This window comes from Flavobacterium pisciphilum, from assembly GCF_020905345.1.
Taxonomy (GTDB): Bacteria; Bacteroidota; Bacteroidia; order Flavobacteriales; family Flavobacteriaceae; genus Flavobacterium; species Flavobacterium pisciphilum.
This window is the reverse complement of sequence record NZ_JAJJMO010000001.1, coordinates 922312-935607: the sequence shown is the minus strand read 5'-3', so window position 1 is coordinate 935607 and position 13296 is coordinate 922312. Positions and strand designations below refer to the sequence as shown.

Sequence of the window (13296 nt, the reverse complement as noted above, 5' to 3'; positions counted from 1 at the left end):
CTATGCAATCACGTAGAAAATTTATAAAAAATACAGGAATTTTATCAGCAGGATTAATGGCTCTTCAAACGGATGTTTTTGCACTTCAATCAGACGGTTTTAATTTTACTGTGAAAGATTTTATTACCAAAAGACCGCCATTGACCGAAAGAAAATTTACTAGTAAAGCGGTCGAAGCAGCAATTGTAAGAATCAAAAAACAAATTGCAAATCCAGAACTAGCTTGGTTATTTGAGAACTGTTTCCCAAATACATTAGATACTACAGTTGATTTTGAAATCATTGATGGAAAACCAGATACATATGTAATTACAGGAGATATTGATGCAATGTGGCTACGTGATAGTACAGCACAAATATGGCCGTATATTCCGTTTGTAAAAGAAGATAAAAAACTGGCAGAATTGGTAAAAGGAGTAATCAACCGCCAAACAAAATGTATTTTGCTAGATCCTTATGCAAACGCTTTTTATAAAGATTTTGCACAAGTAAGTGAGTGGAAGAATGATATGACCAAAATGCAACCGGGTATACACGAGCGCAAATGGGAAATAGACAGTTTATGCTACCCAATCCGATTAGCACATGGATATTGGAAAGAAACGGGAGATATAAGCTTGTTTGATAGCAAATGGAAAGAAGCGATGCTTTTGGTGTTGCAAACATTCAAGGAGCAACAAAGAATGCATGATAAAGGACCATATAACTTCCAGCGAGTTACAGCTTGGGCTACCGATGGAGTTCCATTGTCAGGTTATGGCTATCCAGTAAAACCATGTGGATTAATTGTTTCAACTTTTAGACCAAGTGATGATAGTACTTTGTTTGGATATTTGATTCCAAGTAATATGTTTGCTATAGAGGTGCTAGGATATCTTATCGAAATCTTTTCTTTACCAGCATTAAAAGACAATGATTTGGTTGCTAAAGCAAAAGAATTACAAGAACAGGTTCAGAAAGGATTAGAAGAAAATGGAATCATAGAACACCCTAAATTTGGAAAAATTATTGCTTTTGAAGTAAACGGATATGGAAGTTTTCATATGATGGATGATGCCAACGTACCATCGTTATTATCATTGCCTTATTTAGGAGCTATAGCACCAGATAGTTCACTTTATCTTAATACACGAAAAGTAGTACTATCTGATAATAATCCGTTTTTTTACAAAGGAAAAGCAGGTGAAGGAATTGGAGGACCACACACTGGAACAGATACGATCTGGCCGATGAGTATTGTGTTGAGAGCGATTACGAGTGTTGATGAGAAAGAGATAAAAATGTGTATTAGTAATTTGATAAAAACAAATGCCGATACAGGATTCATGCATGAGTCTTTCCATAAAGACGATGTTACTAAGTTTACTCGAAAATGGTTTGCTTGGGCGAATACACTTTTTGGAGAAATGATAGTACACACAAGTATTCATTATCCACAAATTTTGAAAGATAAAAACATCTAGAATTAAATAAAAAACACTGCTGATTTTTCTGCAAGAAATAAAAAAACTAAAAACTAAAAAATACATCATTAAGAGAATTATCTATTACGCCTAACTCGTTTTAAAAACGTGTTGAGTATGAACTAGAATTAAATCTTCTTGTTTGATAATTCCCTTAATGATTCAAAATATAAAAGAATGAATAAAGAATATGCCGTTGGATTAGACATTGGAGGCACACATATTACCGCAGCAGTCATAGATATAGTAGGTATGAAAGTGATTGACTTTTCTGTGCATAAAGAATCATTTGATTCAAATATGCCGGTGGAAGAAGTTATGTCTATTTGGGAAAAAGCAATTACTAGCTCTATAGAAAGTTCGAAGGTGGAAAAAACAACTGGGTTAGCGGTTTGTATGCCTGGTCCGTTTGATTATGCAAATGGAGTTTGTTGGATAAAAGGACAATCCAAGTACGAACACTTTTATGGATTAAACGTTAGAGATTTATTTAAAGATAAACTTAATCTTTCAAGTGATTTCCCGATTTTGTTTGAGAATGATGCGGTTTGTTTTGGAAAAGGGGAAGTTTTTAAAGATGTAGATAACCTTTCTAAAAAAGTAATGGCAATTACACTTGGCACAGGCCTTGGCGCTTGTTTTATTGATAAAGGAGAGTCAATTAGTACAGGCGATTTAGTACCAAAAGATGGTGAAATATATGATCTTCCATATAAAGAGGGGATAGCTGAAGATTATGTTTCTGCACGTGGACTTATAGCCGGTTATTTCGCTTTAAGCGGAAAAAAACTAAACAATGGTTTAGAACTTTTTAATCTAGCTAAAGCTGGAGATACATTGGCGGTAAGAGTGTTTGAAGAAATGGGTGAAGATTTGGCTACAATAGTTAGTCCGTGGTTTGAGAATTTCTCAGTAGATAGTTTTATTATAGGAGGAAAGATTGCAAATGCCAGTGAATTTTTCTTGCCGTCTTTCAACAAAAAAATAAAAGAAGCGGGAAGAAATGTTGATGTTTCTATTTCTACAGATAATGAAAAAGCAGCTTTATTAGGAGCTACAAGTTTGCTTTACAAAGCGTAGTTTTTAGCAACAGACTTTAATGTTTTAGATTGCTTATTATAGTTTAAATGTATTTTATGGTTAATAATAAAAAGTAGGACTCTCATGAGGTTTTGATAGTCTAACTTAAATGTCTTTATATCACTTATGTAGTTTAATTTTTATTTAATATGACAAACTCCAATCGTAGAAATTTTATAAAAACGGCAGCAATCGCTTCGGTAGCGGTGGCATTGCAATCTTTTAATACAGATTCTGAAGAAGAAAAAATAATTGTATCCAAGAAAGTAAAGAAGCCCATTGTGCTTTCTACATGGAAGTTTGGGATTCCTGCTAATGAAGCTGCTTGGAAAGTTTTAAAAAATAAAGGCAGTGCTGTAGATGCAGTAGAGGCAGGAGTTAAAATTCCTGAAGGTGATCCAAAAGAAAGAAGTGTTGGATATGGAGGGCGCCCAGATAGAGACGGACGTGTAACATTGGATGCTTGCATTATGGATGAAAATGCTAATATTGGCTCTGTAGCATGTTTAGAATATATAAAACATCCAATTTCGGTAGCAAGAGCAGTAATGGAAAAAACACCACACGTGATGTTGGTTGGAGATGGAGCTTTGCAATTTGCTTTAGAGCAAGGTTTTAAAAAAGAAAACCTATTAACAGCTGAGTCAGAGAAAGAATGGAAAGAATGGTTAAAAGACAGTCAGTATAAACCCATTGCTAATATTGAAAATCACGATACGATAGGGATGATAGCTCTGGATGCCAACGGAAATCTTTCGGGAGCCTGTACAACAAGCGGAATGGCTTTTAAAATGCATGGACGTGTTGGAGATTCACCAATTATTGGAGCAGGTTTGTATGTTGATAATGAAATAGGAGCGGCAACGGCTACAGGGCATGGCGAGGAAGTAATTAGAATTTCAGGTTGTCATCTAGTTGTAGAACTGATGCGACAAGGAAAATCACCTCAAAGCGCTTGCGAAGAAGCAGTAGCTAGAATTGTTAAGCTAACCAAGAACAGAAATAAAGAACTAAAGGATATTCAGGTAGGATTTATTGCCTTGAACAAAGCAGGAGAGTATGGTTCTTACTGTATTCAGGGTGGTTTTAATTATGCAGTTTATGACGATACAGGAAATCGTTTAATTGATGCTGATTACTTCTTGAAGTAAGCAAGATTTTATTTAGTTAACTTGTAATGAGTTAATTGTTTTGTAATGCGTAATAGTCTTTTGACTTTTGCGCATTTTTTATTTTTTGACATTAAAATCAGATAACGGTTGCTTTTTTAGTGTTATAAAGAGAATAGTATGATTGTTTTTATGTGAACAAAATTCTTTTAAACCTTTGTCTTACTAATCTTTTAGGTTAAATAAAAGCCTTGTATCTTTGGTGCCTTAGAATCAAAAGTATCAATAAATTTTAGCCCCCAGAATACAATATGAAGCAAGAACATTATATTCCTTTTAATAAGGAGTTCTTACTCGAGCAACAAATAAACTCTTTCCCAGAAGACAAAAAAAGAGTTAATGATTTTAATAAGCTCTTCGATATCATCGAACATTATTACCATTATGAAGCTTTTAATCTTAATCGTAATCTAAAACAAAACTATGCTTTATTTGATCCTGATTTAAGCTCAAAAGAGCGAGAAGGATTTATCGGTAAAAGTGACTTTGGTGTTTTTAAAGAAACACTTAAAACAGTTTTAGCCGATGGTAATTATACTCGTATTGATAAGGAAACTTTAGATGAAGCTTTTAAAGAATCGGATTTAATAGGTTTGAATCTTGCTATAGATTTTAATGCTTTTAAAGATTATGAATTGTATGTTAGAGGACATCACAAGGCAAAAGAAACGGTAACTAAATTTATTTTCTGGAAGAAAGAAATAGAGATAGAATACTATGATCGTGTTATGATTTATCTAAATTATAATGATGCGGATTATCTTAGTGAGAAAAAAGTAAAATTAGGAAAAGGACCTATTGATCCCGGAACAGTAGTTTTAAAAATATTTAAGCGTGTTCCTAAAAATGACCTCGAAACGATTTTTCCTAATGCGATTCCTATGATGTCGACTAGTGATAAATTATTATTATGGGTTCCAGGTATTTTTGGAGGTGTTTCGTTATTGAGTACAACTGTTATTCCTGCATTAATAGGTATGTATGGAGCATACCAATCGGGAGAAGCGATAGATTTATTAAATAGCAAAACATCGCTTAATCAAGGTTTAATTGCATTAGGAGTATTGTCTGCTTACTTATTTCGTCAGTACAGTAATTTTGTAAATAAAAAGATTAAGTATTCTAAGATGCTTTCAGATAGTCTTTATTTTAAGAATGTAGGAAATAATAGTGGTGTGTTTTATTCTTTATTGAACTCTTCAGAAGAAGAAATATTAAAGGAGACTATTCTAGCTTATGTATTTTTGAATAGAAGTAAAAATCCTTTGACAGCTGAAGAACTCGATAATCAGATTGAATCTTGGTTTAAAACAAAGTTAGATACAGAACTGGATTTTGATGTAAATGATGCTTTGTTGAAATTAAAAAGTATTGGGCTAGGTATAGAAAAAAACGGAAAATGGGAAGTCATCTCATTAGAGAAAGCTCTTGTTACAATTGATGAATTATGGGATACTATTTTTGACTACAATCAGAAAGGTGCTGAGGTTTCTATTGGTTAAGTGATTGATAATTTGTATTTATAGGGAAGTAAGTTTGAGAATGTATTGGGTGTAATTGTTTTTTTGGATTATTCAAATAGAAAATCTAAGAAATTTAGATCGGGGTTGATTGATTTTATAAGTTGTATTTTTTTATCTCTTTTCCATCCTTTTATTTCTTTTTCTCTTGCAATAGCTAGTTGAATCCATGTGAATTTTTCGAAGTAAAGCAAAAATTGGACATTATACTTTGAGGCAAAAGTTTTATTACCGACTAATATGTTTTTTTTATGTTGTCCTAGTCTTATTTTTAAGTTATTGGTTACACCAATATATAAAACTGTTTTTGCTTTATTTGTGATTATATAAATATAATATGTGTGATATCCTTCATGTATTTGCATTAGGCTAAGTTAATATGATATTTTAAATAAAGAAAGTTAAAACTTACAATTTATTTAATTGTTAACTTTTCATAAACTAGGTTTGTATAGTCTTTCTCTGCACAATCTTGTCTTTCCGACGTAGGAGGAATCTCCACGAGAAACTCTCCAATATAATTTTCTTTGTGTGGAATAGATTGTAGAGATTCTTCGTTCCTCAGAATGACAAGATTGTGCAGAGACAAGATTGAGATTGTATTGTATTGTATTGTATTGTATTGGGTGTAATTGTAATTATTTCACACACAAACAGTAGTCTTTGTTACTATATAACTTATAGCCTTAGTCTCTTTGAATCTCCCTGAACAATACCTTTCTGAATAAAATTTCCTAAATCGATAAACTAAAAAGAAATTTTATTAGATTTACGTATGCCTAAAGCCTGAAATATGAGAACGTTAGAACAATGGTTTGAAGAATATGCAGTAAGTCATCAGAATCCGAAGAACAAAGCAATACATTATGTATGTGTTCCGGCTATTTACTTTTCGATTGTAGGTTTATTGATGTGTATTCCGAGTGGTTTTATTGCCAATACTTTAAAACTGAATGCTCCAATAATCGAGAATTGGGCTGCGGTGGTGTTGCTTTTTGTTCTTGTTTTTTATATCCGATTGTCAGTTGCAATGGCTTTTAAGATTGCTATTTTATCTGCAATTTGTCTAGTTGTGAATTATTATATCGGGCAGGTTTTCCCATTATGGATTTTTTCTATTGGTGTTTTTGTTATCGCATGGATTGGTCAATTTTATGGACATAATATTGAAGGTAAAAAACCATCTTTCTTAAAAGACCTTCAGTTTTTAATGATTGGCCCTGCTTGGGTAGTAGAAAATTTATTTTCTACTAAAAAAGGGTAAGGGTTTTCTAAAAGGCAAAAATCAGGATAGAAAGGTTTGGTTGCTAAATTTCTAACTTACTATATATAATAGTGACATCCTTTTCTTTGTTAATAAAATAAAGAAAAGAGATAGCAGATAACTCAGAAATGCAACTTGATTGAAATGAATGAGTTGGTGTTTTTTTAATAAATAAGTAATACATCTAAGGCTGATACTTCTGTGAAAAGCGGGCAGAAGATACCAATTATTACTTCTTTTGCTTTTGCAAAGCTGGTGCCTATTTGATTAGCCTGACTCTTGATTTGACTAGGCGAATAACCAAAATATTTACGGAATGCTGTACTAAAATGATTAGGAGTTTTATATCCCAGTGATTCGGCTACTTGATATATATTAAGTTCTTCCTTTAATAATTTTTGTTTGGCCTCGTTCATTTTTAGTTCGTTTAAGTATCCAAAAACGGTTGTACCAAATAGTTCTTTAAAGTATTTCTTCAACTTAAATTCATTGGTTCCCACTTTACGAGCAAGGTCAATTAGAGAGCAAGGTGTAACAATATTTTGTGTAACCAATTCTCTAGCATGATGCATTCTTTCTATGTCAATTTTTGGAATGTTAATAGAAGTATTTAGTGTTTGCGTTAACTGTTCTAGTTGTAGTAACACTAACTCTGTAACTTTTGTTTCCATGTACATTCTACGAAAATGCCCTGTTCTTTCGCAAGAAACAATATCTCTTACAGCAGTTAAAATTTCTGGCGACATGATTTCGCTATATTTTATTTGCTTTGCAGGATTTTCATTAGAGCAAGTCGAGATGAATTCGAAATCTAAATCTAATGAATCAACAAGTGTGGTATAGGCATCTTGCGGGATTAATATCGAAAGATATTCTAGTACTGCTGTAGTAGCAGGAAGTTTTGCCAGTTTTGTTCCAGCAGGTAAGTGGTGTATTTGATGATGCATGAGATTAGAACACCCTTTCATAAAAAAGAACATTTGTATGACAGGTTCATCTGTATAATATTCAATTTTGATAGGCTTAAGTAAATCTAACTCAATATAATTTATGAAAAATGGCCCAGCTAATGTATGGCTGTCTTTTATAGTACCATATTCAGGGTCATTATAGGTATTGATTTCTTCGATAAGATCATAAGTCTGGTTTTCTTCTCCAAAAAACATCTGGTCACAGAGTTTATAATTTTTATCTTTTATCGTGGTTTTAAGTTGCATGGAAATTCTTACTTTATTATGTGCAAATATACGCTATATATTTCATATATGTATTGAGTCTAAATAAAAACAATCCTTTTTGTGTAAGTTATAATCCGTATTTGAAACCCTTATCCTGACTGACTAGGGGTAAGTTTGCACTTGAATTAATAATACCAATTTTACTTTGTAATGGGTTCCAAAAACTACATAGATTGTTTTATAGCAATCAAAAATATAATAACCATCTGTATAATAAATAGTTGTGCTTTTGTTTTTAGGTTAAATACAAGAACTAATTCTTCGGTTAATGAAAATATATTAGTTTTTAAAAAGAATTGTACATTATCACAATCTCTAAAATTTGGTTTATTATTTCTTTGCCTGTTTTTTTTACCATCAGGATTATTAGCACAAAATGGAACTCTTTCTGGAATCTTAAAATTAGAAAACGGAACTCCAATTACTTATGCAGCGGTTGCTGTTAAAAATACCAATCATCAGATGATTACTGATGATGAAGGAAAATTTGAGTTTAAAGGTCTTGCACATGGACATTATGAAATTGAAGTAAGTTCTATCGAAATTACCAGAAAAAGCATTAATGTACATTTTAAAGGGAGTAGCGAAAGGATTTTGCTAATCGTTGAGCCTTCAGCAAGTTTAGGCTTAAAGGAAGTTATAATTAATGTTAAGACTGAGAAAAAAGAGGTTGAGACTAAGGGATTTGCTGTAAATGTTATCGAGACTCAAAAGATGGCTTTGCAATCCATACAAACCAATGAATTACTGGATCGTTCAGCAGGGGTTCGTATCAGGCAAGATGGGGGATTAGGATCTAAAATTGATTATAATATTAATGGTTTATCAGGTAATGCAGTAAAGGTTTTTATTGATGGTATTCCTGCTTCAAATTTTGGTTCTTCATATTCTTTAAATAGTATTCCACCAGCTTTAATTGATCGTATTGAAGTTTATAAAGGAGTAGTTCCTGCTAATCTTTCTGAAGATGCATTGGGTGGGGCGATAAATATTATTTTAAAGAAAAAAACTAGAAACTCTCTTGTAACATCTTATTCTCTTGGTTCATTTAATACGCATCAATGGAATATTGCAAGTAATTACAGAAAAGAGAATGGTTTTACAGTTGACGCTTCTGCTTTTTATAATTATAGTGATAACAATTATGAAGTTTGGGGTAAAAGTATTGCTTTCAAGGATTATACTGGTAAGACGACAACCGATCAACGTGCAAAGCGTTTTCATGATGCCTATAAGTCATACGGTACTAAGGTAGAAGTTGGTTTTACTGATGTTAAATGGGCTGATAGATTCATGATTGGTGGTATTTTATCAAGAGATTATAAAGAAGTTCAACATGGTATTACTATGGATAATGTGTATGGGGATCGTCATACCAGACGTAATTCTAATATAGCAACATTAACATATAGTAAGAGTGATTTATTTACTAAAGGATTATCGTTTAAGTTAGATGGTAGTTATTCTTATTTAAAAAGACAAGCAATTGATACGGTAGGTGTTATGTATGATTGGAGGGGGAAACCATTGATGTACCCTGACGGAACTTATGTAAAGTATACTAGTGGTGCTGAGGTAGCAAGTGCTAAAACACTAGGTATTAATACTGATAAGACGTTGTTCGTTCGTACAAATTTTGGGTATGAAATCAATAGCAACAATACAGTATATGCTAATTATATGTATAATAATTTTATACGTGGTATATCGGATGAATTGGAGCCTTTGGGGATGCAATTATTAACTAATACAAGAGATCTACAAAAAAATATCGTTTCGTTTACTTATGAGAATCTCGCTTTTTCTCAAAAATTGAGAACGAATATTTTTTACAAACATTATTTCCAAAAAGCTACTTCAAACGAGCCTTATAGAAAAGATATTACTCCAGGTGTTCCTAATTACGAAATGAGGGTATTTACTAAAAAATCTGATTTTAGCGGTTACGGTATTACTTTGTCTTATGAGTTAAACCCTAATTTATTTTTGTTAGGATCTGCTGAGAAAGCAATGCGCTTACCTAGTCCTAACGAGTTATTTGGTAATGTTAATGATAATTTACTTGCTCCCGCTGGTGAATTAAAACCAGAGACAAGTTATAATGCAAATATTGGGGTAAACTGGAGTGGATTAAGATTTAATGAGCATTCAATTCGATTAAATGCATCTCTTTTTTATAGAGATACAAGAGGAATGATTAGAGAGTCGATAAGAGCGGGAAGTTTTACTTATTCGCAATTTGAAAATCTTGAGAATGTAATGTCTCGTGGTATAGATGCTGAGATTATTTATGATTATGCGAAGAAGTTTAATCTTTCTTTTAATGTCTCAAAGTTTGATGCTTTGTTTAATACGAAGTATGATGTTAATGGTGCTCCATATTTATTTTATCGTATGCAAATAAGAAACGAGCCTTCGTTTAAATTCAATATTAATGCAGTTTATTATCAGGATGATTTATTTGCAAAAAAATCAAAAGCTTCTATTTATTATAACATCAGTTATGTCGATGAATTTCTTAGGAATTGGGCCAATGTGGGTGGTAAGAACTTAGACTATATTCCGACACAATTTTCTAATAGCATAGGGGTTGCATATACTTTTCCTTCTAATAAATTCACAATTAGTGTGGATGCAAAAAACATATTCGATCAACAAATATTTGACAATTTTGGTTTGCAAAAACCAGGTAGGGCATTTTATGCCAAATTAACATATTCATTAACTTCAAAATAAATAATTGCAATGAAAATCAAATTTAGAAATTTAAAAAGCACATTACTAACAGGAGCTTTTGCTATAGCATTACTGAGCTCATGTAGTAATAACGATAATGATGGGGATGTTGCTCCAACAACTGGAGTAAAAAAAGATTTCCAATTGGCATTTGCTAGTGGTTCAGGTAGTATATCGGGTACTTATCTTCAAGGTATTACTGATCTTTCTCAAGGTGAAATTTCATATTCAGGAAAAGGATATTCGATGACTTCATCTCGTACAGCTAGAGTATTTACATCTACAGATGGTTCTATCGTTTATAGTCTTAATTATACAATTGGTACTATCGATAAGTTAACGTACACTGGTGGAGATAATTATACAAAAATAACTACTTTTGATTCTTCTATTCCATTAGGAGTAAAGGCTGTTCGTTTTACAAAAATGAATGATAAAGTAGGATCTGTACATAATATCGCTGCTGTTGCTGAATATGGTGGAGCTGATAAAAAAGATTATTTAAAACACAAAATGACTGTTGCTATCGGTATTCTTGACTTAGAAGCAATGAATTTTGGTACTAACTTTAAAAAAGATATTGATTTAGTTCTTCCTGGAACTTTGGCTAGCGAAGGATATTACATTTCTCGTATTGACTGTCCTGTTATTTCTGGAAATAAATTGTATTATGGAGCATCTGTTAGCAAGTTTAATGCTGCAACTGGTAAAGCAGGGGAAACAGATAAGACTTTTACCCTTGTCCTTGATTATCCAAGTTTAACTAACGCTACTGTAATTAGTACTTCACATGTTAAGGGAGCTACAAATGGTTACCGTACTCCTACGCAACACTTTAACGAAGAGGGTGAAATCATGCAAATGGTAAGTAACGGAAAAGAGTTAAACATTGTAAAAATTAAAGATGGTAAATATAATGAAACGTATAAATATAGTGTAAGCGGATTATTAGGTAGAGATGCTTCTAGTAATGGTTGGTTTTATGCTGGTAACGGAATTGGTTATATTCCTTATGAGAAAATAGGTGAAGATAAAATTCAGATTGGTGTTAATCCAAGTGGAGAGCCTACTTATTCTGCTGCATGGGGATTAGCAAGAGTAGACTTTAAAACAAACACAATTGTTGATTTAAATGTGCCTAAAGGATTATGGTTGCAACAATACCAAAATTCAGTTGTAAGAGACGGAAAATTCTATATTGCATTAACTCCAGTTGGAGTACAAGGTAACATCTATATATATGATGTAAATTCTACAAGCCCTAATGGTACTGTAGGTGCAAAAGTAACTGCTGGTGCAGATCAATATTATATTGGAATATTCTAGGAATCTTTCCTAAAAAAAAGTAAAAAAGCAGCGACTCTTATGAATCGCTGCTTTTTTGTTTTTTGAAGAAATAAGGTTTTAAGTAGCAAAGGTTCTAAGTTACTGAGGTGCTGAGGTTCTAAGTTGTAAAGGGTCTAAGTTGCAAAGGGTCTAAGTTGCAAAGGTTCAAAGGAACAAAGGTTCAAAGGAACAAAGTTGCAAAGGCTCAAAGGAACAAAAGACTTGTTTACAGAAAGCAAACACAATCTTGTCTCGCTGACGAAGGAAGTGTCTCATAAAGTAATTCGATACAGATTTGAAGGTTCTAAGTTGCAAAGGAACAAAGGCTCAAAGGAACAAAGTTGCAAAGGCTCAAAGGACTCGTTTACACAAAACAACCCCAATCTTGTCTCACTGACGAAGGAAGTGTCTCATAAAACCTGAATGTTATTCTTAAGTCTAGCCCAGATAGAAACGGCATCCTTTTGTTTGTTTCTTTAACAAAGAAAAGATATAGTGAATAGCTGGAGAATGCTTCAAAAACGTGTAGTGAAGATTTCTAGTCCTTGATTTGAATTGCTTTCTTAGCGGTCATTGTTGATCCAGCTGATGCTATTACGACAAAAACAACGGCAATTATTTCGCTAAATTTTAGATGTTCTTGTAAAAATAGAAAAGCACAAATTGAAGCTGCTGCAGGTTCTAAACTCATTAAAATACTGAAGGTGCGTGGAGGAAGTTGTCCTAGTGCTTTCATTTCTAATGTAAACGGTATTGCGCTTGACAATAGAGCAAGTGCGATTCCCATTCCTAAATAAGTTGGTGTTAGGTTACTTAATCCATTTTCCATAATTCCAAAAGGAACAATAAGCATAGAAGCAAACAACATTCCGGTTGATACTGCATCACCATCTTTCATTACTTTTGAAACTTTTCCGCCTAATACAATATAAGTAGCCCAGAAGACACCTGCTAATAATGCAAATAAAACTCCAACAATATCGATTCCGTTACCTGACCAAGGTGCAATAAGTGCTATTCCTATTGCAGCAAGTAATACCCATAGATAATCTACCAAACGTTTTGATCCCAAAACGGCTAGTAACAGTGGTCCTATAAATTCTAATGTAACTCCTAAACCAACAGGAATTCGCTCTATTGCGAGGTAAAAGATTAAGTTCATTAATCCTAAAGACAACCCGTAAGGAATTACAAGCTTCCATTGTTTGGGTGTAATTGCAAGCAAGTTTGGTCTGTAAACCAATAATAATATTATTGCAGAAATTCCTATTCGTAATGATGCTGTTCCTGCTGCTCCAATAGCTGGAAAGAGACTTTTTGCAATGGCAGCGCCGAATTGCACGCTTATGATTGCTAAAATTACTGCTGGAAGTGGTGGTATATTTATTAATTTGTTTTTCATGAAGGGTTCAAAATATGAGGGCGCGAAATTACAAAAAATTTAATGTATAATTTGGACTCAAAAGTTAAATGAATTGTAATGTTTTCAGAAGTCGTTTT

Annotated in this window: 10 protein-coding genes; 7 read left to right on the top strand and 3 right to left on the bottom strand. The window is 32.8% G+C overall.

Translation table 11 applies throughout. The annotated features are described in order from the left end of the window. Window positions 1-2 precede the first annotated feature (2 nt). From LNQ49_RS03500 to LNQ49_RS03485, 4 genes are all read left to right on the top strand, one after another. Window positions 3-1463 carry a glycoside hydrolase family 125 protein gene (locus tag LNQ49_RS03500; protein ID WP_229987335.1) on the top strand — a complete coding sequence of 487 codons (1461 nt, stop codon included), beginning with the start codon at window positions 3-5 and terminating at the stop codon, window positions 1461-1463. A 177-nt stretch (window positions 1464-1640) separates the two neighbouring features. Further along, window positions 1641-2543: an ROK family protein gene (locus LNQ49_RS03495; protein WP_229987334.1), complete on the top strand. Its 903-nt coding sequence runs from the start codon at window positions 1641-1643 to the stop codon at window positions 2541-2543. A 149-nt stretch (window positions 2544-2692) separates the two neighbouring features. After that, complete coding sequence (locus LNQ49_RS03490; protein ID WP_229987333.1) at window positions 2693-3694, top strand: isoaspartyl peptidase/L-asparaginase family protein; 1002 nt, start codon at window positions 2693-2695, stop codon at window positions 3692-3694. 269 nt (window positions 3695-3963) lie between these two features. Next, complete coding sequence (locus LNQ49_RS03485; RefSeq protein WP_229987332.1) at window positions 3964-5214, top strand: DUF3754 domain-containing protein; 1251 nt, start codon at window positions 3964-3966, stop codon at window positions 5212-5214. A 68-nt stretch (window positions 5215-5282) separates the two neighbouring features. On the opposite strand, the gene LNQ49_RS03480 is transcribed toward LNQ49_RS03485, so the two are convergent. Then, entirely contained in the window at window positions 5283-5597 is a 315-nt protein-coding gene (locus LNQ49_RS03480; protein ID WP_229987331.1) for a GIY-YIG nuclease family protein, read from the bottom strand. Between the two features lie 428 nt (window positions 5598-6025). On the opposite strand from LNQ49_RS03480, the gene LNQ49_RS03475 reads away from it, so the two are divergent. Further along, complete coding sequence (locus LNQ49_RS03475) at window positions 6026-6496, top strand: Mpo1 family 2-hydroxy fatty acid dioxygenase (RefSeq protein WP_229987330.1); 471 nt, start codon at window positions 6026-6028, stop codon at window positions 6494-6496. Between the two features lie 164 nt (window positions 6497-6660). Here LNQ49_RS03475 and LNQ49_RS03470 read toward each other — a convergent pair whose 3' ends face one another. Continuing rightward, on the bottom strand, window positions 6661-7662 hold the full coding sequence (locus LNQ49_RS03470) for a helix-turn-helix transcriptional regulator (protein ID WP_229987329.1): 1002 nt from the start codon (window positions 7660-7662) through the stop codon (window positions 6661-6663). 222 nt (window positions 7663-7884) lie between these two features. Between LNQ49_RS03470 and LNQ49_RS03465 the strand changes: the two genes are divergently transcribed. Further along, window positions 7885-10470: a TonB-dependent receptor gene (locus LNQ49_RS03465; protein ID WP_229987328.1), complete on the top strand. Its 2586-nt coding sequence runs from the start codon at window positions 7885-7887 to the stop codon at window positions 10468-10470. 9 nt (window positions 10471-10479) lie between these two features. Beyond that, a complete protein-coding gene (locus tag LNQ49_RS03460; protein ID WP_229987327.1) occupies window positions 10480-11796 on the top strand; it encodes a hypothetical protein in 1317 nt (438 codons plus the stop codon). A gap of 538 nt (window positions 11797-12334) precedes the next feature. Here the strand turns inward: LNQ49_RS03460 and LNQ49_RS03455 are convergent. Continuing rightward, window positions 12335-13198 (bottom strand): EamA family transporter, encoded by an 864-nt coding sequence (locus LNQ49_RS03455; RefSeq protein ID WP_229987326.1) that lies wholly within the window; start codon window positions 13196-13198, stop codon window positions 12335-12337. Window positions 13199-13296: the final 98 nt, after the last annotated feature.

Bases quoted from the DNA above. Each gene is read 5' to 3' on its own strand.
- LNQ49_RS03500 (WP_229987335.1), top strand. From the start codon at position 3: ATGCAATCACGTAGAAAATTTATAAAAAATACAGGAATTTTATCAGCA.
- LNQ49_RS03495 (WP_229987334.1), top strand. From the start codon at position 1,641: ATGAATAAAGAATATGCCGTTGGATTAGACATTGGAGGCACACATATT.
- LNQ49_RS03490 (WP_229987333.1), top strand. From the start codon at position 2,693: ATGACAAACTCCAATCGTAGAAATTTTATAAAAACGGCAGCAATCGCT.
- LNQ49_RS03485 (WP_229987332.1), top strand. From the start codon at position 3,964: ATGAAGCAAGAACATTATATTCCTTTTAATAAGGAGTTCTTACTCGAG.
- LNQ49_RS03480 (WP_229987331.1), bottom strand. From the start codon at position 5,597: ATGCAAATACATGAAGGATATCACACATATTATATTTATATAATCACA.
- LNQ49_RS03475 (WP_229987330.1), top strand. From the start codon at position 6,026: ATGAGAACGTTAGAACAATGGTTTGAAGAATATGCAGTAAGTCATCAG.
- LNQ49_RS03470 (WP_229987329.1), bottom strand. From the start codon at position 7,662: ATGTTTTTTGGAGAAGAAAACCAGACTTATGATCTTATCGAAGAAATC.
- LNQ49_RS03465 (WP_229987328.1), top strand. From the start codon at position 7,885: ATGGGTTCCAAAAACTACATAGATTGTTTTATAGCAATCAAAAATATA.
- LNQ49_RS03460 (WP_229987327.1), top strand. From the start codon at position 10,480: ATGAAAATCAAATTTAGAAATTTAAAAAGCACATTACTAACAGGAGCT.
- LNQ49_RS03455 (WP_229987326.1), bottom strand. From the start codon at position 13,198: ATGAAAAACAAATTAATAAATATACCACCACTTCCAGCAGTAATTTTA.